At 59.3% G+C, this 18342-nt stretch carries 18 protein-coding genes and 1 tRNA gene; 9 read left to right on the top strand and 10 right to left on the bottom strand.

Annotated features, from left to right (window positions below; genetic code table 11):
• Positions 1–3: 3 nt before the first annotated feature.
• Positions 4–726, top strand: coding sequence for an amidotransferase (locus tag ACSPX5_RS03870; protein WP_439820971.1), 723 nt, complete (start codon positions 4–6; stop codon positions 724–726).
• A 39-nt stretch (positions 727–765) separates the two neighbouring features.
• On the opposite strand, the gene ACSPX5_RS03875 is transcribed toward ACSPX5_RS03870, so the two are convergent.
• From ACSPX5_RS03875 to ACSPX5_RS03885, 3 genes are all read right to left on the bottom strand, one after another.
• Positions 766–1737, bottom strand: a complete 972-nt coding sequence (locus ACSPX5_RS03875) for a magnesium and cobalt transport protein CorA (RefSeq protein ID WP_207867750.1) — start codon at positions 1735–1737, stop codon at positions 766–768.
• A gap of 134 nt (positions 1738–1871) precedes the next feature.
• Positions 1872–2594 (bottom strand): 1-acylglycerol-3-phosphate O-acyltransferase, encoded by a 723-nt coding sequence (locus ACSPX5_RS03880; protein WP_439820972.1) that lies wholly within the window; start codon positions 2592–2594, stop codon positions 1872–1874.
• A gap of 215 nt (positions 2595–2809) precedes the next feature.
• Positions 2810–3499, bottom strand: a complete 690-nt coding sequence (locus tag ACSPX5_RS03885) for a crotonase/enoyl-CoA hydratase family protein (RefSeq protein WP_085732367.1) — start codon at positions 3497–3499, stop codon at positions 2810–2812.
• A 307-nt stretch (positions 3500–3806) separates the two neighbouring features.
• Between ACSPX5_RS03885 and ACSPX5_RS03890 the strand changes: the two genes are divergently transcribed.
• Positions 3807–3896 (top strand) — tRNA-Ser (locus ACSPX5_RS03890).
• A gap of 153 nt (positions 3897–4049) precedes the next feature.
• Positions 4050–4370, top strand: coding sequence for a YbjQ family protein (locus ACSPX5_RS03895; RefSeq protein WP_207867752.1), 321 nt, complete (start codon positions 4050–4052; stop codon positions 4368–4370).
• Between the two features lie 55 nt (positions 4371–4425).
• On the opposite strand, the gene ACSPX5_RS03900 is transcribed toward ACSPX5_RS03895, so the two are convergent.
• Entirely contained in the window at positions 4426–4701 is a 276-nt protein-coding gene (locus ACSPX5_RS03900) for a hypothetical protein (RefSeq protein ID WP_207867753.1), read from the bottom strand.
• Positions 4702–4942: 241 nt separating this feature from the next.
• Here ACSPX5_RS03900 and ACSPX5_RS03905 point away from each other — a divergent pair, with 241 nt between their 5' ends.
• The 4 genes from ACSPX5_RS03905 (at position 4943) to ACSPX5_RS03920 (ending at position 6655) form a co-directional block, all read left to right on the top strand.
• A complete protein-coding gene (locus ACSPX5_RS03905) occupies positions 4943–5131 on the top strand; it encodes a hypothetical protein (protein WP_085690513.1) in 189 nt (62 codons plus the stop codon).
• Between the two features lie 309 nt (positions 5132–5440).
• Positions 5441–5809: a bacteriocin gene (locus tag ACSPX5_RS03910; protein WP_065258038.1), complete on the top strand. Its 369-nt coding sequence runs from the start codon at positions 5441–5443 to the stop codon at positions 5807–5809.
• 136 nt (positions 5810–5945) lie between these two features.
• Positions 5946–6368, top strand: coding sequence for a YMGG-like glycine zipper-containing protein (locus ACSPX5_RS03915; RefSeq protein WP_169429542.1), 423 nt, complete (start codon positions 5946–5948; stop codon positions 6366–6368).
• Between the two features lie 122 nt (positions 6369–6490).
• Positions 6491–6655 (top strand): hypothetical protein, encoded by a 165-nt coding sequence (locus ACSPX5_RS03920; protein WP_169429543.1) that lies wholly within the window; start codon positions 6491–6493, stop codon positions 6653–6655.
• A gap of 51 nt (positions 6656–6706) precedes the next feature.
• Here the strand turns inward: ACSPX5_RS03920 and ACSPX5_RS03925 are convergent, their stop codons facing one another.
• The gene (locus ACSPX5_RS03925; protein WP_439820973.1) at positions 6707–7126 is read right to left on the bottom strand and encodes a DUF6896 domain-containing protein; all 420 of its coding nucleotides are present in this window, start codon (positions 7124–7126) and stop codon (positions 6707–6709) included.
• Positions 7123–11901 carry an RHS repeat-associated core domain-containing protein gene (locus tag ACSPX5_RS03930; RefSeq protein WP_439820974.1) on the bottom strand — a complete coding sequence of 1593 codons (4779 nt, stop codon included), beginning with the start codon at positions 11899–11901 and terminating at the stop codon, positions 7123–7125. Before ACSPX5_RS03930 ends, ACSPX5_RS03925 begins: the two co-directional genes overlap by 4 nt.
• Before the next feature lie 249 nt (positions 11902–12150).
• Between ACSPX5_RS03930 and ACSPX5_RS03935 the strand changes: the two genes are divergently transcribed.
• Positions 12151–12846 (top strand): HAD-IA family hydrolase, encoded by a 696-nt coding sequence (locus tag ACSPX5_RS03935; protein ID WP_007960113.1) that lies wholly within the window; start codon positions 12151–12153, stop codon positions 12844–12846.
• 71 nt (positions 12847–12917) lie between these two features.
• Here the strand turns inward: ACSPX5_RS03935 and ACSPX5_RS03940 are convergent, their stop codons facing one another.
• Positions 12918–13664, bottom strand: coding sequence for a 3-oxoacyl-ACP reductase family protein (locus tag ACSPX5_RS03940; protein ID WP_169429545.1), 747 nt, complete (start codon positions 13662–13664; stop codon positions 12918–12920).
• A 125-nt stretch (positions 13665–13789) separates the two neighbouring features.
• Between ACSPX5_RS03940 and ACSPX5_RS03945 the strand changes: the two genes are divergently transcribed.
• Positions 13790–14731, top strand: coding sequence for a LysR family transcriptional regulator (locus ACSPX5_RS03945; protein ID WP_439820975.1), 942 nt, complete (start codon positions 13790–13792; stop codon positions 14729–14731).
• Here ACSPX5_RS03945 and ACSPX5_RS03950 read toward each other — a convergent pair.
• From ACSPX5_RS03950 to ACSPX5_RS03960, 3 genes are all read right to left on the bottom strand, one after another.
• The gene (locus ACSPX5_RS03950; protein ID WP_007960127.1) at positions 14700–15428 is read right to left on the bottom strand and encodes an aspartate/glutamate racemase family protein; all 729 of its coding nucleotides are present in this window, start codon (positions 15426–15428) and stop codon (positions 14700–14702) included. The two genes, ACSPX5_RS03945 and ACSPX5_RS03950, sit on opposite strands and share 32 nt — an antisense overlap.
• Positions 15429–15482: 54 nt before the next feature.
• A complete protein-coding gene (locus ACSPX5_RS03955; RefSeq protein ID WP_439820976.1) occupies positions 15483–17027 on the bottom strand; it encodes an NCS1 family nucleobase:cation symporter-1 in 1545 nt (514 codons plus the stop codon).
• A gap of 509 nt (positions 17028–17536) precedes the next feature.
• Positions 17537–18271: a phosphoadenylyl-sulfate reductase gene (locus ACSPX5_RS03960; protein ID WP_007960132.1), complete on the bottom strand. Its 735-nt coding sequence runs from the start codon at positions 18269–18271 to the stop codon at positions 17537–17539.
• Positions 18272–18342: the final 71 nt, after the last annotated feature.

Consider the following 18342-nt stretch of genomic DNA (forward strand, 5'->3'; position numbering starts at 1 on the left):
TTTATGTCGTTACGCATCTGCATTCTGGAAACCGACATCCTGCGTCCGGAACTGGTCGATCAATATCAGGGTTACGGGCAGATGTTCCAGCGCCTGTTCTCGCAACAGCCGATCGCCGCCGAGTTCACGGTGTACAACGTGATGCAGGGCGACTATCCGAGTGATGACCTGACCTTCGATGCGTATCTGGTCACCGGCAGCAAGGCTGACTCGTTCGGCACTGACCCGTGGATCCAGACTCTCAAGCAATACTTGCTGACCCGCTATGAGCGCGGCGACAAACTGCTCGGCGTGTGCTTCGGCCATCAACTGCTGGCGCTGCTGCTGGGCGGCAAGAGTGAGCGCGCCACTCAAGGCTGGGGTGTCGGCATCCACAACTACAAGCTGGCGGCCAAGGCACCGTGGATGAGCCCGGTGCGTGAAGAGCTGACGCTGTTGATCAGCCACCAGGATCAGGTCACGGCGCTGCCGGAGAACGCCACGGTGATTGCTTCCAGCGATTTCTGCCCGTTCGCCGCGTACCACATCAACGATCAGGTACTGTGCTTCCAGGGGCATCCGGAGTTCATCCACGACTATTCGCGGGCGCTGCTGGATCTGCGTCAGGAAGCGCTGGGCGAGCAGGTGTACAGCAAGGGCGTGGCCAGCCTTGAGAACGATCACCACGGCACCACGGTGGCGGAATGGATGATGCGTTTCGTGGCGCACAAGCCAAACGCTGCTTGAACCCGAAAGCCCCCGTGTCCTGCACGGGGGCTTTTTTTCTTACAGCCAGCCTGATTTCTTGAAGCTCGCCCACAGCCCCACGCAGCCCACCGTGATAAAGCCCAGCACGGCGAAATAGCCGTAGTGCCAGCTCAGCTCCGGCATGTTCTGAAAATTCATCCCGTAGATCCCGGCCACCGCTGTCGGGAAGGCCAGAATCGCCGCCCATGCCGCGAACTTGCGTTGCACCACGCTTTGCCGTGACGCTTCCAGCAATACACCGACCTCGATGGTCTGGCTCGCAATGTCGGCCAGGGTGGTCAGGTCTTCCATTTGCCGTGTGACATGGATCTGCACATCGCGAAAGTAAGGGCGCATGTTCTTGTCGATGAAAGGGAAGCTCAGTTTCTGCAATTCCTCGCCGATTTCCACCATCGGTGCTGCGTATCGACGCAAGCGCAGTACGTCGCGGCGCAGGCCATGAAGTTTCTGGATATCGTGCTCATTCAGCGCGCTGCACAACACATTGCGTTCCAGTTCATCGATCTCGGCATGGATTGCTTCGCCCACCGGCTGGTAGTTTTCGATGACGAAATCCAGCAGCGCATACAGTACGAAATCTTCCCCGTGTTCCAGCAGCAGCGGTCGCGCCTCACAGCGTTGACGGACATGGGCGTAGGAAGCCGAATGACCATTGCGCGCGGTGATGATGTAGCCCTTGCCGGCGAAGATATGAGTTTCGATGAACTGCAAAATCCCGTGCTGGCGCACGGGTGAGTAAGTGACGATAAACAAGGCGTCGCCAAAGGTTTCCAGCTTCGGACGACTGTGTTTTTCCAGAGCATCCTCGATGGCCAGTTCGTGCAGGTTGAACTGGCGTTGCAGGTTGGTCAGCTCCTGGGCGTTCGGCTCTTCGAGGCCGATCCAGACGAAGTGCCCGGTCTTGGCGGCCCAGGCGGCGCCTTCATCGAGGGAAATATTGGTGACTTTCTTACCGGCGCTGTAAACCGCAGCAGCAACAACTCGACCCATGGTGGTGGTTCACTTCTTCTTGGCAGATGGCAGGGGAGGCATGGCTTCAGCTTAGCCGTGTCGCTGCTTGAGAGTCAGTGAAATCTGCACAGTTCACCGGGCAAAAGAAAACCCGCACAGGGCGGGTTTCTTTTTCACGCAGCTTGCAGTTGTCGATCCATCGCTTCGATGCATTCGCGCATCTGTTCGCGGCACTGGCTGATGAGCATGGGCATGTCGTCCATGGTCAGGCCGGCGGTAGGAATCGCCGGCAGCGAGCGTATGAGAATTTTCCCGCTGCGCCAGCGGTTCAGACGCATGTGCTTGATGTAGCTGCTGACACACACCGGGACGATCGGCACGCCAGCAGCGATGGCCATCTGAAATGCACCTTTCTTGAATGGCAGCAGTTCTTCGCCCAGGTTGCGCGTGCCTTCCGGGAATACCCAGATCGAGGTGTCTTTGTGCTGCAAGGTGTCGGTGGTGGTCAGCATCGACTGACGTGCCTTGCGTGCGATACCGCGATCGATCAACACATTGCCGGCCAGCCAGAACAGTTGCCCGAACAGCGGCACCCATTTCAGGCTTTTTTTGCCGATGCACACGGTCCGCCGCGGCACTACGTTGCCGAACACGAACAGGTCATAGTTGGACTGATGGTTGGCGATGATCACGCAACTGCCGGGCTTGTTCATCAGCTGTCCGACGTCTGCCTTCACTCGCAGGCGCAGGATGCACATGGCCGGCAGGGCATAGAGACGGGCGCACAGGCGACTGTTATCCGGATTGAATGGCCGGCACAGTCCGAGAATCACCCCGAGCACACCCGCAAGAATAAAGTGCAGACCCATCAATAACATACGAAACACAAACAGCATTTTCAGGCCCACCGGGACAAAAGGTGGCGCAGTGTACGGATGTGCACTGTTTTCGGCAATTGCCGCTATAGAGTCAGGAGATGGGCGATGTTTAAGCGCATGTTTCCAATTTAGCGGTCAGATGCGTCCTAGAGCTGCCGGGGAGTTTTAAACTGTGCACGTAAGAAAAAGCCCGACACGATGGTCGGGCTTTTCTTTGAACGGAGCGAAGGGGCTCAGCCCAAGTGTTCCTGATCCTGAATGATCGCGTTATCCAGTGTTTCCAGCAGCGCCTTGCGCACCTTGAGCTTGGTGTTCTTGTGCGCAGTCATGTTGATCTTCTTCAACTGACGCGCAGCGGCGAGGGCGGCACCTTGCAGCTCTTCGGCCGAAACTACTTTATCGAGGAAACCAGCATCCACAGCACTTTGCGGATCGAACATCTCGCCGTTGATCACCGAGCGATGGAAGGCCGAGCGACGTAGGCGATCGCGGGCCAGCTCGATGCCGGCGTGGTGCATGGTCATGCCGATCTGCACTTCGTTCAGACCAATGCTGAATGGGCCGTCGACACCGATCCGGTAATCGGCGGACAACAGAATGAACGCACCCTTGGCCACGGCATGACCCGGGCAGGCAACGATCACCGGGAACGGGTGCGACAGCAGACGACGGGCGAGGGTCGAGCCGGCGGTTACCAGCGACACGGCTTCTTTAGGGCCGGCGGTCATCACCTTCAAATCGTAGCCGCCGGAGAGAATGCCCGGCTGGCCGGTAATGATCACGATTGCGCGATCCGCCACCGCCTGATCCAGCGCCGCGTTGAAGGCTGCGATCACGTCCGGGGAAATGGCGTTGACCTTGCCGTTGCTCAGGGTCAGGGTCGCGATACCGTCTTCGAGGTGGTAGGCAATCAGGTCGCTCATGGCGCAATTCCTTATAAGAAAGATGGGCAGACGTTACCCACCGTCGCCGGTCAGGTAAAGCACTGTGACTGACCCGCCGGTCACCCTGGAGCGGCTGATACACCGCAACGTGCCCCACGGCAAACGCCTGCGCGCCTATATAGAAGGGCCGCGCTCACCCGAGATTGGCCGGATCGCCATGGCCCATCGATGGCGGAAACGACTTTTTCTCTTAACCGCATGAAAATTCTGAAAAAAAGTTTGCCATCAGAAAAGCTTTCGACTACATTAGCGCGCCTCGACAGACAGAACATGTTTGAAGAGATACGGTGAAGTGTCCGAGTGGCTTAAGGAGCACGCCTGGAAAGTGTGTATACAGGAAACTGTATCGAGAGTTCGAATCTCTCCTTCACCGCCAAATTCGATGTAAACAAAACCCCTGGTTTCGAAAGAAATCAGGGGTTTTGTGCATTCTGGTGTCCGGATTTTTTGGTCACAGAGATGGGGTCGGCTTCATTTTGCCGGGGCAGTACAATCGCGGTTTTATCCGGTATGTAAAAGGACGACCTCAATGATCATTTCCACCACCCACTCCATCGAAGGCCGGCAGATTACGGCCTATCTGGACATCGTCAGTGCCGAGTCGGTGCAGGGCGTGAATGTGATTCGCGATATGTTCGCCGGGATGCGGGACTTTTTCGGTGGGCGTTCGCAGACGCTGGAGCGGGCGTTGAAGGAGGCGCGTATGCAGGCGACTGACGAGATCAAGGAGCGTGCACGGGCGTTGCAGGCGGATGCGGTGGTCGGGGTGGATTTCGAGATCAGCATGCCTGCGGGGAAGGGCGGCATGGTTGTGGTATTCGCGACGGGCACGGCGGTCAAGTTGCGCTGAGCCGCGGTTAACAGATTTGTGAGCCCATTCAACGCAATGGGCTCCTTGCCTTGAATCAGCCCTGTGGTTTGAGTACGACAGTGCCTTTGGCGTCGTAGGTCAGGGGCGTATCGATTGCAACCATTGGCGTACCGCCAGGCTGGACCGGGTCTGGGTGGTAGATCACGCCAGGTTTGCCAGGCTGCACTGGACTGGGTCCGTCCAGTGGCTTGATGACGATTTCACCGGAGGCAAGCTTCTCCTTGAATTTTTCCGCTCCGGCTTTACCGGCGGCGATCTGCTCGTCCGTGAGCTTTACAACAGGCATCGGTGGGAATCCTTTGATTTCCATGTTCTCTCCTTGAGATTCATTGCGTAGGAAAAAGGGCAACGGCCAGTCGCCGAGAATCTTTAGCTGTGTGGGACCGATGGTTCATCATCGCGCAGTTTTTTGTAGGCCATTCGTCGGGCGTCGGACGATATGAATCACAAGTCCAGGAATGACCGGCTAGTCTCAAAAGCCTTGGAGGTCGATATTTTTCCAGGCAAAAGGGTCTTGCCGGTATCGACCCGCTTTTGAAAGGGGTGACGAGATGACTGATCCGTACATCGAAGACGACGGGGCTGAGTTTCCATTCAACAATTGCGTACGCTGTGGCCAAACTGAGTATCAGGCGGGCTTCGGAGAAGATCCGGTGCAGACCGGCAAGATCAAGTCGACAGCACCCAAGGGGCCTAAAGCCAAATTTCTGCCCAAGGTGACGGCACGTTCCAGGAAGTAATCCGGATGCCACAGTACCCCGCCATCGAGCGGGGTTTTTTATCGCTGATTCGAGAGATATGCCCTACAGAAATTGCTGATTCATTTGGCTTCTTTCACAAACTTTTCACACCCTTCTACGTAGGGTGAAGCCATCCGTTAGAAAGCAAGTCTCCAGCCCGTCTCCCCAGCGGGCTTTTTTTTGCCTGCCATAAAACCTTTTTAAAAATTGCTGTCCAATCGGCGCCAAGTGCGCGGCGGTGCTGGACATTGCCGCGACAACAGCATTCAATCTGCGCCCTTTTTTCTTCCTTTTGTTGAGGTTTTCGACATGCGTTTAACTCTGCCTGCTCTGGTTCTGGGGCTTCTGGTTGCTCAAGGTGCAATGGCTGGTGATGGTACCGCCGCACTGGGTGGCGGTCTGGGTGGCGCGCTGGGTAATGTGGTCGGCCAGAAAATGGGCGGCAGCACAGGCGCGGCCATTGGTGCCGGTGTAGCAGGTGCGGCCGGCGGTGCCTTGGCAGCGAAGAAAGGCGCCCGCACCAAAGCGGCCATTGGCGGCGGTGTTGGCGCGGCGGGCGGTTCGATCATCGGCAACAGCCTGGGTGGCAAGAACGGCGCGACCATCGGCGCCGGCCTGGGTGGCGCAGCTGGCGGCGCAGTGGGCAGCAACCTGTCCAAGGGCCACAAGCGTCACTGATCGCGAATGCATGTCTGAAAAGGCCCGGCTTTATGCCGGGCCTTTTCGTTGCTGAACGTTTTTCCGAAATACACCTCCAATTGCATATAGCCCCTCTCCGGGCATACCGTCCCGATCCGGGACCTGCGAGGTCTGTATGCGATCGACTTTAACTGCATTGGTTTTAGGATTGCTTGTGGCGCAAGGCGCCATGGCTGCCGGCGATGGTTCCGCGGCGGTCGGTGGTGGTCTGGGCGGTGTGCTGGGTAATGTGGTCGGCGGACAGCTTGGTGGCAGCACGGGTGCTGCGGTTGGTGCCGGCGTGGGTGGTGCGGCTGGCAGTGCCGTCGGAGCGAACAAGCACAATCGCACGGAAGCTGCCATTGGCGGCGGCCTCGGTGCCGCTGGCGGTTCAGTGATCGGCAACAGCCTCGGCGGCTCCACCGGTTCGGCCATCGGCGCAGGATTGGGTGGCGCGGCGGGTGGCGCGGTCGGCAACAACCTCGGTGACGATGGTGGTAGATCTCACTCTGGGGGCGGCCACAAGCACAAGTACAAACACAAGAACCGTCATCATTGAGTGATCGGTTCTACTGAAACCCGGCTTTATGCCGGGTTTTTCTTGCCTGTGTGTCATGCGCAGGAACGATTCGCGACCATACTTTTCGAACGTTTACACGACTGATATTCACGAGGTGCGCCATGACTCCCGAAACCGAAGGCAAGGAAGAAAAAGGTCCGAGCGGGTTGCCGTTTATCAACGATCCGGGGAATGAAGATCCGGGGTCGTTGATGGATGATGCGACGGTTCCGCTTATGGAGGGTGAGGAGGAGCTTGAGTATGAGGATTTTGATGATGATGAGTGATTGCTGGGCAAGCCCGGGGTGTGAGTATCGGCACTTCACACCTGGACCTAATCATTCTGGTTTTCTGAGGATGTACAGGTTATCCGAAGCAGACATTTTTTCTATCTTATTTAACGCCAAATACTCGTTGAATTCTTTTTTTAGTTCGTTTTTGTTGCAGTATTTTTTGTATTTCAAAGGTCTGTCACTGGCGTAAATGTAGAGGCGCCAAATATCAAAGCCATCGATTCTATTGTTTGATCCGTAGTCGAAATCCACAGACTCTGTAGGGAAGTGGATAGCGCACCCGACACCGTGCAGTTCGTATTCCACTGTATCTGTTATTTTTCCGCATCGTTGTATCTGATTGGAGCGCCATAACCTCAAGATATTTCGCGTGCCAAAATTTTCCTCCAGCAGCTTCGTGCCGATATCTACTTTGTATAAAAAATCAGTTATTAGATCTTCAAGGGTACTGTCTTGTTCTCTCATCTTCTTCTGTGATGCTCCAATCTGTCGGGGCTAGTGTTAGCTGCTGATTCTAAGACTTCTTCGATAGTATTTAGAGTTCCTTTATGCTCTTTTATATTAGTTACTAAATTTATTGTTACGTTGGTTGAGGTTTGCCGCGCAGCCGCTGCACGATGGTGGCCATCTAAAATATAGAGGTTGCCGTTGTGTTCTGCCACGTCGATGGGGAACTCATTGTCATACCCAGCAGTTCGCATGTCTTGTCTTAACTTTTCTACTCGTTTAGTTGAGCCTTTTCCTACTATTGCATGCGTTCGTATCAAGGTTTTCGGGTCTACCTCGAAAAAAATGGTAGGGGGTAGTGGTTCACCTTTATTTACCTTTGAACCACTGACATCATCGGGCACCGGACAACCCGGCTTATTCGGCGGCGGACAATTGGACGTCAACCCCAACGGATCCACCCACCCCGTCGGATTCGGCACGTACCGGTACTGGTTCAACCCCCCCGCCAGCTTCACCGGATCCGGCGTCAGGTACCGCCCCACGTCCGGGTCGTAATAACGATGCCGGTTGTAATGCAGCCCGCTTTCGTCATCGAAGTACTGCCCCTGAAACCGCAGCGGCTGGTCCAGGTAGTCCTCGGTCGCGAGCTCCAGCGAGGTGACTTTGCCGTAGGCGCTGTATTTGGCTGACCAGACGATGTCGCCGCTGTAGTCGGTCAACTCCTGCGGGGTGCCGAGGTGGTCGAGCTGGTAGTAGAACGGGCAGGCGCGTTTCGGGCCTTTGCCGTCGAGCATCGCCAGCGGACGAAAGGTGCCGGGTTCGTAGATGAAGCTGCGGTGCTGTTCCTGGCTGCTTTCGGCGATCAGGTGGTCGCCTTGCCAGAAAAACTCGGTGGTCTGGCCGTCGACGGTCTTGCGGATGCGCCGGCCGAAGGCGTCGTATTGGTAGGTGGCGGTGGTGCCGTCGGGGCGGGTCAGGCCGATCAGGCGGTGCTGGCTGTCGTAGCGGTATGCAGTGACGAGTTGTTGCGCGCGGCCGCGGCGTTCGCGAATCAGGTTGCCGAAGGCGTCGTAGTCGTAATGGCGGTCGCCCTGCATCTGCAGGCGGTTGCCTTTGATCTGTGTCGGGCCGGGGCGGTCCTGCATCAGCAGGTTGCCGGCCGGGTCGTGGGCGAAGTTTTCCGGCAGGTCGTCGCGGGTGTGGCGTACGCGGATCAAGCGGTTGAGGGCGTCGTACTGATAGCTGCGCTGGCCGTGGCGGGTGTCGGCGATGTGTTCGAGGTTGCCGTTGGCGCTGTAGGCAAAATCGCGGCGGTACAGCGCGCTGCGTTGATGGCCTACGGCGTGGGCGCTTAAGCGGCCCTGTTCGTCGTAGGAGTATTCGCTGAGCAGCAGGCCTTGCTGGCGCTGCTGCTCGCGGCCGTTCTGGTAGGTGTGGCGGGTGAGCAAGGCGCCGTTGAGGTCGATCGCGGTCAGCGCGCCGCCCTTGGCGTAGTGATAATCGAGCTTGCTGTTGTCCGGCAGACGCAGGCGAGTGAGCTGGCCGCAGGCGTCGTAGGTGTAACGCAAGGTGCCCCAGCCCTGATGCTCACGCACCAGGCGGTCCTGCAGGTCGTACTCGAAGGCCAGCGGGTGATCCTGGCCGTCATCCACGCCGACCAAACGGCCCAAACGGTCATAGCGGTAGCTGACCTCGACCCCGTCCGGCAGGGTCTTGAGCAGCAGGCGCCCGGCGCTGTCGCGTTGGTAAGTGGTGACCAGCGTCGAGCCGTCGTCGCCGAACTCGGTCTTTTCCAGCAGATGACCGTTGCGGTCGTAGGCGTAGGCGGTGCGCCGGCCATCGAAGCCGGTTTCCTGTCGGATCAGTCCGGTCGGCGTGTAGTCCAGCCGGTACTTTTCGCCCGACTCGTTCTCGATTTCCGTGAGCAACAGCTGCGCATGGTCGTAGCGGTATTGAATCCGCGTGCCGTCGGGGTTGATCCGCCGGCTGACCAAATGCAGGTCGTCGTCATATTCGTAACGGGTGATGCGCCCCAGTTCATCGCGTTCGGCGGTGACCTGACCGTAGGCGCTGTAGGACCAGGCACGGGTGGCACCGGTCGGCATCGTGGTCTGGATCAGCCGGCCGACGGCGTCCCAGGCATGGCGGGTGATCGCGCCATGTTCGTCCTGCGCAGTAATCCGCCGTCCCAGCGCATCGTAGGAAAACCGGCGCACGCCACCGTCCGGCAGACTTTCCTCGACCAGTTGCCCAAGGTCATTCCACACGAACACATGCCGACCCGAATCCGGATAACGGATCGACAGCAACCGCCCCTGCGGGTCGTAGTAGTAATGGGTGACATGGCCGTCGGGATCGACCGCTTCGGTGACGTCGCCCTGGGCGTTGCGCCGGTACGTCCACACCGCATCGCCACGCGAACGGCTGTGCAGGAAACCGTGGCGGTACTCGTAGGACGTCGGCGCATCGTCCGGCGGAATCAGCGCGATCAGCCGTCCGACGTCGTCGTAGCGGTATTCGGTGACCGCGCCCAGCGCATCCTGCTCGGCGATCAGCCGGCCCTGAGCATCGTAGGCCTTGAGCTGCTCGCCCCCGTCGGCGGTGACCTGACGCACCAGCCGCGCCGTGTCGTCGTGGACGTAAGTCTCTTCAGTCCCATCGACGTAATGCACCGTGACGCTGCCGGCGTCATCCCAGACGTAACGCGTGTCCATCTGCGAAAACGACGCCCAGTGCCGCACGCAACGCGCCGCCTTGCCGGCACGTTCCCACTCCCAGAAGAAGCTCGCGCCGCCGCTCAATTGCCGTTGCAGAATGACGTGCTGGTCGTCGTAGTCGTAACGCTCGCTCTCGCCGACGGCGTTGGTCGCGTCGATCAACCGATGACGGGCATCAAAGCGGTAGCTGACCAGCGTCTGCTCGGTGCGCCAGGCCGACTCACAAAAAACCTGATAATCGACGGCGACCAGATGCGCCCGCTCGTAACGCAGCAGCAGCGAACGACCGGCCCCGTTATCCAGGCGCTGAATCCGGTCGGAATGATCCCGATGCACCGTCAGACGATTCGCATAGGCATCGCTGACAGCGGTGAGACGTCCAGCCCGAAAGTGATAAAACCGCGCCGCGTCCCCCGCCAGCGCGACGATCAGTTCCTCCGGCTCGTCCCCGAGAAAAATCGCCGCCCGCGACAAACTGTTGTGAATCGCCGGCCGCTCGACGCTCGGCAATGGAAACCGCGTGCGCCGGTTCTCATGGTCAACCCAGACCACCGAAGCACCATCGACCTCCAGCCGATGCGCCAGCGAATGACTCCAGCCAAACCCCAGCCCGACATCGATCTCGGCTGCACTGGTGCGATACAAGCGGCTGAACTCGAACGGCAACAGCCCGTCGAGCACGCCGTCAGTCAGCGTCAGCAATTCCTCACCGGTGACCATCGACACCGGACAGCCGTTGGTACAGGTCCGCGGCGCACAATCGGCGCTGGCGCCGTTGGGGTTTTTAGCCTGCTCCGAAGCATCATCCCGAGGCTCATGCCGTTCCATGCGCGTCATGGCGTGGGACTTGTCACGGGCAATGGCCGCCGGATTGGGCACCGTCAGCACCAGCGTATCCGCCGTGCGGACTTCCAGCGGAATGGCCGGTGTCGGGCGCAGCGGCGCCGGGCGTGCATTGACCATCAGCGGTTTCAACGCGCTCGCATGTCGGCTCAGATCGGGCGCCGAGGTCAGCTCTGCCAGCCGCAACGCCGACGCCGCCAGCCATTCCCGCGCACGCGGCGACTTGATCTTGCCCAATACCTTTGTGCTCAACCGCAGCGGCACACCCATGCCACCCGACACACACATCAACAGAAAGCCGACCAGCAGTTCGGCCCTGACCTCAGCCACCACCTCGGCCAGAAAGTGCGGCGGCAGCATCTTCAGCCAACTGGTAAAGGCCGCCAGATAAATGAACAACAACGGCTCATCGCTGAGCATCAGCAGACCATTGGCGATGGCCTCGGACGACGCGGTGAGCAGGGCATCCAGTTCAACAGCGGAAAGGTATTGCAGAAGCTTTTCGCTGTTGGCCTGCAAGTCGGCGAGCAGGGCAAACAGTTGCTTCACGTCATCCCAGACACCATTCAGGGCCGTTTCGAAACCGCGCCAGTCGGCCTGCTGCAACTGACCGTAACGCTCGGTGAAACCGGCGCTGGAAAACTCCGTCCACTGCGGTTGAAATCCTTTCCATTCCTCGCGCAGCCAGCCTTCCAGGCCATCGATAAGGCCCTGATACGAGGCATACAACGCCTGGATATGCGCGGTGGAAACATCGGGAAAGAAGGTGATGCGATAACGCTGGCCCCGGTCGCAATCGTCGACCTTGAGAATGCCACTGGGGCCGATGGTGTAATGCAGCGGTTCGCCGAACTTCAGGACACCATCGACATCGGAAATGACCGGTTCCAGGGTCACCGGCGTGTCGCCGATCGGAACGAAGCGCGCTGCTTCGAACATGTGCACCAGCGTCATGGAGCCAGTGGCGGAACACATGGCCACGGAGGAACTGATGGGCTTTCGGCTGGCCACGGGTGCACTGAGCCGCACATCGTTACCGACCTCGAACACCTGATCGACATCCAGCGCGTTGCCTGTCCAGAACTGCTCGGCCCAGCTTTCATAGTTGTTGAGGCAGAGGCGGAACTCCTGAAACAGCGTTTCGGCGTCGGGCTGGTCAGGGTTCAGCGCAGCGACCACCAGCAAACCAATGCTGTTGTTCAGGGTCAGGAGTCGATCGGATGGAAGCATTCGCAGTCACTCGCGCGCATCAAGGGAATGGCGCGAAACTTTGCGGGGGATCAAACAGGAAAGAAGTCGGGCAAGTAGGCGATGCCTGTAGGGCGATTCTCTAAATGTGCCTGGCAACGTTCGGCGGACAACCGACATTCCCCGTTGCTCAACCTCGGCTGGGCTCGTTATGCTGCTGAACCCATTAATCAGATCCGAGCAGCGGCGCTACCCCCGCCGCCCGGGATATCTTTGATAACGGATCCGATGATGAATGCACCGCTGAAGGCGTTCGGCCCGATCAAGGCCGTGATTTTCGACATGGACGGTTTGCTGCTGGACACCGAGGGCATTTACACCGAGGTCACCTCGCTGATTGCCGAACGTTACGGACGCACGTTCGACTGGAGCATCAAGCAGAACATCATCGGTCGCGGTGCCGGCGATCTGGCGCGCTACGTGGTCGAAGCGCTGGACCTGCCGATCACCGCCGAAGAGTTTCTGGTGATTCGCGAGCCGCTGATGCGCGAGCGCTTTCCCACCGCGCAAGCGATGCCGGGTGCCGAGGAACTGATCCGCCACCTCAAGGCGCACAACATTCCGATTGCCGTCGGCACCAGTTCGTCACGCCAGTCGTTCGGTCAGAAAACCACGTTGCACCGCGACTGGTTTGCGTTGTTCGACTTCATCGTCACCGCCGACGATCCGGAAGTCGGCGCTGCCAAGCCTGCACCGGACATTTTCCTCACCGCCGCTCGCCGCCTGGGTGTGGCACCGGAAGATTGCCTGGTGTTCGAAGACTCACCGTTCGGCGTGACAGCCGCGAAAGCAGCCGGCATGACCGCCATCGCCATTCCCGATGCCGCCATGGCCGATGAAAAATACGCACACGCCGACGGGATTCTTCGCACGTTGAAAGCCTTCACGCCGAGTGCCTGCGGATTGCCGGCGCTGGATTGGGCCTGATCAAACCGCCGACATAAAAACGCCGCCCCTCCTTTAACAGAGGGGCGGCGTTTTTCGATCACTCGAAACAATCAGGCGCCGAAACCACCGTCGATGGTCAGGCTGGCACCGGTGATGTAACCGGCTTCCGGGCCTGCAAGGTAGGCGACGAAGCTGGCGATTTCCTCGGCTTTGCCGTAACGACCGACCGCCATCAAAGGGATCAGGCTGTCGGCGAACTCGCCATGAGCCGGGTTCATGTCGGTATCGACCGGGCCAGGTTGCACGTTGTTGATGGTGATGCCGCGTGGGCCGAGGTCGCGGGCCAGGCCTTTGGTCAGGCCGACCAGTGCGGACTTGCTCATCGCATACACGCCACCACCGGCGAAGGGCATGCGGTCGGCGTTGGTGCTGCCGATGTTGATGATGCGTGAGCCTTCGCCCATGTGTTTGGCGGCTTCCTGGCTGGCGATGAACACGCTGCGCACGTTGATTGCCAGGGTCTGGTCGAAGTCTTCCAGTTTGAAGTCTTCCAGCGGCGCGACGGCCAGCACACCGGCGTTGTTGACCAGAATATCGAGGCGGCCAAAGGTTTCGACAGTGGCGCTTACGGCGTGGCGGATGGCGCTGGCGTCTGCACTGTCGGCCTTGATCGCCAGAGCTTTGCCGCCGGTGGCGGTGATGCTGTTTTGCAGTTCTTCAGCCTTGGCGGCGGAGCTGACGTAGGTAAAGGCAACCGCGGCGCCTTCAGCAGCCAGGCGTTTGACGATGGCGGCACCGATGCCGCGAGAGCCGCCTTGAATCAGAGCGACTTTACCGCTGAGGTGTTGAGTGGTCATGTTCGATCTCCAGAAATTTCAAGGCAGGCTGCCTTGGTGTGGTGTCGAGTATCTGCCCCTCGCCACCAGGCGAGTAGACCGTGGTTGCTATAGTCTGTGTAAACCAAAAGTTTAGAGTGGCGGCCATGGAAACCTTCAGCAGTATCGAATGCTTCGTGCGCAGCGCCGAAGTCGGCAGCTTTGCCGAGGCCGCGCGACGCCTGAGCCTGACACCGGCCGCCGTGGGCAAAAGCGTGGCGAAACTGGAAGCGCGCCTCGGCGTGAGGCTGTTCCAGCGTAGCACCCGTCGGTTGACCCTGACGGAAGCGGGGCAATTGTTTCTGAGTGAGGTCAGCGCAAGCCTCACCACCATCCAGAATGCCGTGAGCAATCTGGCCAGCGCCGGCGGTCAACCGGCAGGTACGTTGAAGGTCAGCATGGGCACGGTGTTCGGCCGCTTGTACATCGTGCCGTTGCTGGGAGAGTTCCTGAAAAGGTTTCCGGCGATCAATCCGGACTGGCACTTCGATAACCGCCAAGTCGATCTGATCGGCCAGGGTTTCGATGCGGCGATTGGCGGTGGCTTCGAACTGCCCCAAGGCGTGGTGGCGCGCAGGCTGACGCCGGCGCATCGGGTGTTGGTGGCTTCTGCGGATTATCTGGATCGGTACTCGCCGATCAGCGAGCCGGACGACCTCACGCTGCACGACGGCATCCTGATCCGCTCACCGCAGACCGGTCGTGTGCGCTCCTGGCAGTTGACCCATCGCACCCGACAACACAGCCCGCTGACCCTCAAGGCACGAATGACGATGAGTGATTCCGAAGCCGCCTGCGCCACGGCGGCGCAGGGGCTGGGGATTGCGTTGGTGAGCATGCCGTTTGCCGTCGGCTATCTGGAGGCGGGAACGTTGCAGCGGGTCCTGCCTGACTGGTACGTCGACGACGGCAACATCTCCATTTATTACGCCGAGCACAAACTGCTGCCGGGCAAGACCCGGGCGTTCGTTGATTTCATCATCGAGCAGTTTTCAACGCTGGATCTCGCAGAACGGTTCAACGCGCAAAACGTGCTGGCCAGCCGATGATGGTTTTTGGACGCGGCGTCGCATACGTGCGCACCTTGGACGTCGACAACCCCAGGCGCACCAGGGATTCGGCGATCGTGACGGCAGCGGTGACGCCATCGATCACCGGCACGCCGGTACGCTGACGGATTTTTTCATCGAGCCCGGCCATGCCGCCGCAACCCAGGCAAATCACTTCGGCTTTGTCCTGAGTCACCGCCAGTTCGGCCTGGTGAACGATCGCCTCCAGCGCCCGCTGCGGTTCATGTTCCAGCTCCAGAACCGCAAGTCCACTGGCGCGCACTGAGGCACAACGATCCCAGAGGCCGGACAGTTTCAGCCGATCCTCAATCAACGGTACGGTGCGATCCAGCGTGGTGACCACCGAATAGGCGTGGCCGAGAAACATCGCGGTGCTGGCCGCCGCGTCGGTGATGTCCACCACCGGCACGTTGAGCAACTCCTGCAAACCTTCGCGACCGTGTTCACCGTAGCCGGCCTGGATCACTGCGTCGAACGGCTGGTCGTAGGACATCACCCGGTCCATCACGGCGATGGCGGCCAGATAGCTTTCGAAATTGCCCTCGACGGAATCGGCGCCGAAATGCGGCGTCAGGCCGACGATCTCAGTGCCTGGGGAGGCGACAGCCTGCGCCGAACGGGCGATGGCCTGGGTGATGGATTCGGTGGTGTTGACGTTGACCACGAGAATTCGCATGGGAAGTCCTTATTACGGTTGGTTCTGCGGCCCCGCGAAGGGCCGCCAAAATAATCAGTGGCTGACGTTGTCGACGGCGATGGATTCACCGTCCACGTCGGCGTAGTGCGGCTGGCGTTTGGCGATGATCAGGTAGAGCATCCCGGCAATGCCGGCACCGATCAGCCAGGAGAAGGGCGAAACGCTGTGGAAGCCCGGTACCAGTGCGAGGACGATCGCGATCAGTGCGGCCGGAATGAACGCCGCCACCGCGCGCAGATTGACGCCACGGCTGTAGAAATACGCGCCGTTCGGGTCTTCGCTGTACAGCTGCGGCACGTGGATCCGGCCTTTGCGGATCAGCCAGTAGTCGACCATGATCACGCCGTACAACGGGCCGAGCAGGGCGCCGAGGCCGGACAGGAAATACACAATCACCAGCGGGCTGTTGTAGAGATTCCACGGCAGGATCAGCACGGCAATGGTGGCGCTGATCAGCCCGGCGCGGCGGAAGGTCAGGTATTTCGGCGCCAGGTTGCTGAGCACGAAGGCCGGGGCGACGAAGTTGGCCATGATGTTCACCGCCACGGTGACGATCAGGAACGCCAGGCAGCCGAGTACCAGAAAGAACGTGTTGGGGATCGAGGCGATGATCTCGGTCGGACTTTCGATGATCCGGCCGTTGATCTGAAATTGCGCACCGCACAGCAAGACTGTGATCCCGGCGAACACCAGAATATTCACCGGCAGGCCCCAGAAGTTTCCGATCTTGATGGTTTTGCGGCACGGCGAGGAGCGTGCGAAGTCGCAGAAGTTGAGGATCAGCGTGCCGTAGATCGCCAGCCACAAGGCGCCACCGGCAAAGATGTTGCGCCACATCTCGCCGCCGGTCAGCGGTTCGCGAATCGACCAGGCGATGGTCGCGTTGGCCTGGGTGTACATCCACGCGGCGAGGCAGGCGACGGTCAGCAGAATCACCGGCCCGGCGAACGCTTCGTAGCGGCGGACCATTTCCATGCCGTAGGCGAGGATCGCCAGTTGCACGAACCAGATCGCCACGAAACACACCCAGCCCAGGCTCGACAGGCCGAGGATCGAGTTGTGGTCGTAGTCGGCGAAACCGGGATGGATCGCCGTGAGCAACACGCGAAACACCACCGACGCCAGGTATGTCTGAATCCCGAACCAGGCGATGGCGATCACCGCCCGGATCAATGCAGGAATCTGTGCCCCGTGAATGCCGAAACTGATCCGGCTGATCACCGGAAACGGCACGCCGGTTTTCTGTCCCATGTAGCCGGACAGGTTCATGAAGAAATACACCAGCGCCGCGCCGATCACCAGCGACAGCAGAATCTGCCAGCCGCCCAGGCCCAGGGCGTAGAGGCCGATGGCAAATGAATAGTTGGCGATGTTGTGCACATCGTTGGTCCACAGGGCAAAGATGCTGTATTTGCCCCAGCGCCGTCCTTCGACCCTGGTCGGCGCGAGGTCACTGTTGTGTAGACGCGGGCTCAGTTGCAGCGACTCGGCGATACCGTCAGGAAGCACGGTGTGGTCGAGGGTTGAGGAGGAGGGCTGATTCAGCGCGATGGTGTTGTTCGAGAGACTCGTACGCATTCCGGCAGGCTCCTGATGTTCGGGCCACGATGACTGTGCATGAGCGCTCAGGCTCGGCAGATCTTCGTCGGGGCGGTGAAACATCACAGGTTAGGGGCATCTGCAGCCTGTACGGGATAGGGCGCTTCAGGCTGGCGGATCGAAGTGTGGGTTCATGTTTTGCAGATTTGTATACAAAACATGTATGCACATAAGCCAGATCTGTGCCAGTTATCGATCTATGCATACCCTCGCTGATTTCTAAAAGTTATTGAATGGCGCCAAGTCGCTGAAACTCAGGCGATATAAATTGACCGTTCGAACAGGTATTTATTTTTCGGGAGGGATTTTGGCGGGCGCTGGGAGGATTCGTTTCTGGAGCGTGATGTAACTTTTCAGGGCGCAGAAACGAAAAGTGCACACATAAATGGCACTGATGGTGACATTCGTGTGTACACATTTTTCAAGGCGGGTAGAGAACACTGTGGGAGCTGATTTGTTCCCACAGTCGCATCATCGGGGCTGGGAATTTACGCCTTGCTGATGATATTCCCCGCATGCAGCCCGCATTCTTTCTGGGTCGCTTCTTCCCACCACCAGCGACCTTCGCGTTCGTGCTGGTTCGGCAGGACAGGGCGGGTGCACGGTTCGCAGCCGATGCTGATGAAGCCGCGCTCATGCAGGCTGTTGTACGGCAGCTCCAGCATGCGGATGTAGCCCCAGATTTCCTCGCTGGTCATCTGCGCCAGCGGGTTGAACTTGTACAGGGTGCGCTCCGGGGTGGAGAACGCTGTATCGATTTCCATCACCGCCACGGCGCTGCGGGTGCCAGGGCTTTGATCGCGGCGCTGGCCGGTGGCCCAGGCTTTGACACCTGACAGTTTGCGGCGCAGCGGCTCGATCTTGCGGATGCCGCAGCATTCGCCATGGCCGTCCTTGTAGAAGCTGAACAGGCCTTTTTCCTTCACGAACGGTTCAAGTTTGGTGTAGTCCGGCGAGACCAGTTCGATATCGATCTTGTAGTGCTCGCGCACCTGATCGATGAATCGGTAGGTTTCCGGATGCAGGCGACCGGTGTCGAGACTGAACACCTTGACGTTCTTGTTCAGCTTCCAGGCCATGTCCACCAGCACCACATCCTCGGCGCCGCTGAAAGATATCCACAGGTCGTCGCCGAACTCGGCGAACGCGAGCTTGAGGATGTCCTGCGCGGATTTGTTGGCATAGGTCGTGGCGAGTTCCACGACGTCGAACGTTGGGCTCATCAGGGCGGCTTCCTACAGGTCGGTGGCGCTGGGCGCTCTATATGGCGGCGATGGTAACAAAAAGCAACGCC

The organism is Pseudomonas sp. HLG18, from assembly GCF_051903985.1.
Taxonomy (GTDB): domain Bacteria; phylum Pseudomonadota; class Gammaproteobacteria; order Pseudomonadales; family Pseudomonadaceae; genus Aquipseudomonas; species Aquipseudomonas fluorescens_BT.

Coding starts and splice junctions, on each gene's coding strand:
- ACSPX5_RS03915 (WP_169429542.1), top strand. CDS start 5,946: ATGCGATCGACTTTAACTGCATTGGTTTTAGGATTGCTTGTGGCGCAA.
- ACSPX5_RS03925 (WP_439820973.1), bottom strand. CDS start 7,126: ATGAGAGAACAAGACAGTACCCTTGAAGATCTAATAACTGATTTTTTA.
- ACSPX5_RS03905 (WP_085690513.1), top strand. CDS start 4,943: ATGACTGATCCGTACATCGAAGACGACGGGGCTGAGTTTCCATTCAAC.
- ACSPX5_RS03880 (WP_439820972.1), bottom strand. CDS start 2,594: ATGCTGTTTGTGTTTCGTATGTTATTGATGGGTCTGCACTTTATTCTT.
- ACSPX5_RS03935 (WP_007960113.1), top strand. CDS start 12,151: ATGAATGCACCGCTGAAGGCGTTCGGCCCGATCAAGGCCGTGATTTTC.
- ACSPX5_RS03950 (WP_007960127.1), bottom strand. CDS start 15,428: ATGCGAATTCTCGTGGTCAACGTCAACACCACCGAATCCATCACCCAG.
- ACSPX5_RS03895 (WP_207867752.1), top strand. CDS start 4,050: ATGATCATTTCCACCACCCACTCCATCGAAGGCCGGCAGATTACGGCC.
- ACSPX5_RS03900 (WP_207867753.1), bottom strand. CDS start 4,701: ATGGAAATCAAAGGATTCCCACCGATGCCTGTTGTAAAGCTCACGGAC.
- ACSPX5_RS03885 (WP_085732367.1), bottom strand. CDS start 3,499: ATGAGCGACCTGATTGCCTACCACCTCGAAGACGGTATCGCGACCCTG.
- ACSPX5_RS03955 (WP_439820976.1), bottom strand. CDS start 17,027: ATGCGTACGAGTCTCTCGAACAACACCATCGCGCTGAATCAGCCCTCC.
- ACSPX5_RS03960 (WP_007960132.1), bottom strand. CDS start 18,271: ATGAGCCCAACGTTCGACGTCGTGGAACTCGCCACGACCTATGCCAAC.
- ACSPX5_RS03870 (WP_439820971.1), top strand. CDS start 4: ATGTCGTTACGCATCTGCATTCTGGAAACCGACATCCTGCGTCCGGAA.
- ACSPX5_RS03945 (WP_439820975.1), top strand. CDS start 13,790: ATGGAAACCTTCAGCAGTATCGAATGCTTCGTGCGCAGCGCCGAAGTC.
- ACSPX5_RS03910 (WP_065258038.1), top strand. CDS start 5,441: ATGCGTTTAACTCTGCCTGCTCTGGTTCTGGGGCTTCTGGTTGCTCAA.
- ACSPX5_RS03920 (WP_169429543.1), top strand. CDS start 6,491: ATGACTCCCGAAACCGAAGGCAAGGAAGAAAAAGGTCCGAGCGGGTTG.
- ACSPX5_RS03930 (WP_439820974.1), bottom strand. CDS start 11,901: ATGCTTCCATCCGATCGACTCCTGACCCTGAACAACAGCATTGGTTTG.
- ACSPX5_RS03875 (WP_207867750.1), bottom strand. CDS start 1,737: ATGGGTCGAGTTGTTGCTGCTGCGGTTTACAGCGCCGGTAAGAAAGTC.
- ACSPX5_RS03940 (WP_169429545.1), bottom strand. CDS start 13,664: ATGACCACTCAACACCTCAGCGGTAAAGTCGCTCTGATTCAAGGCGGC.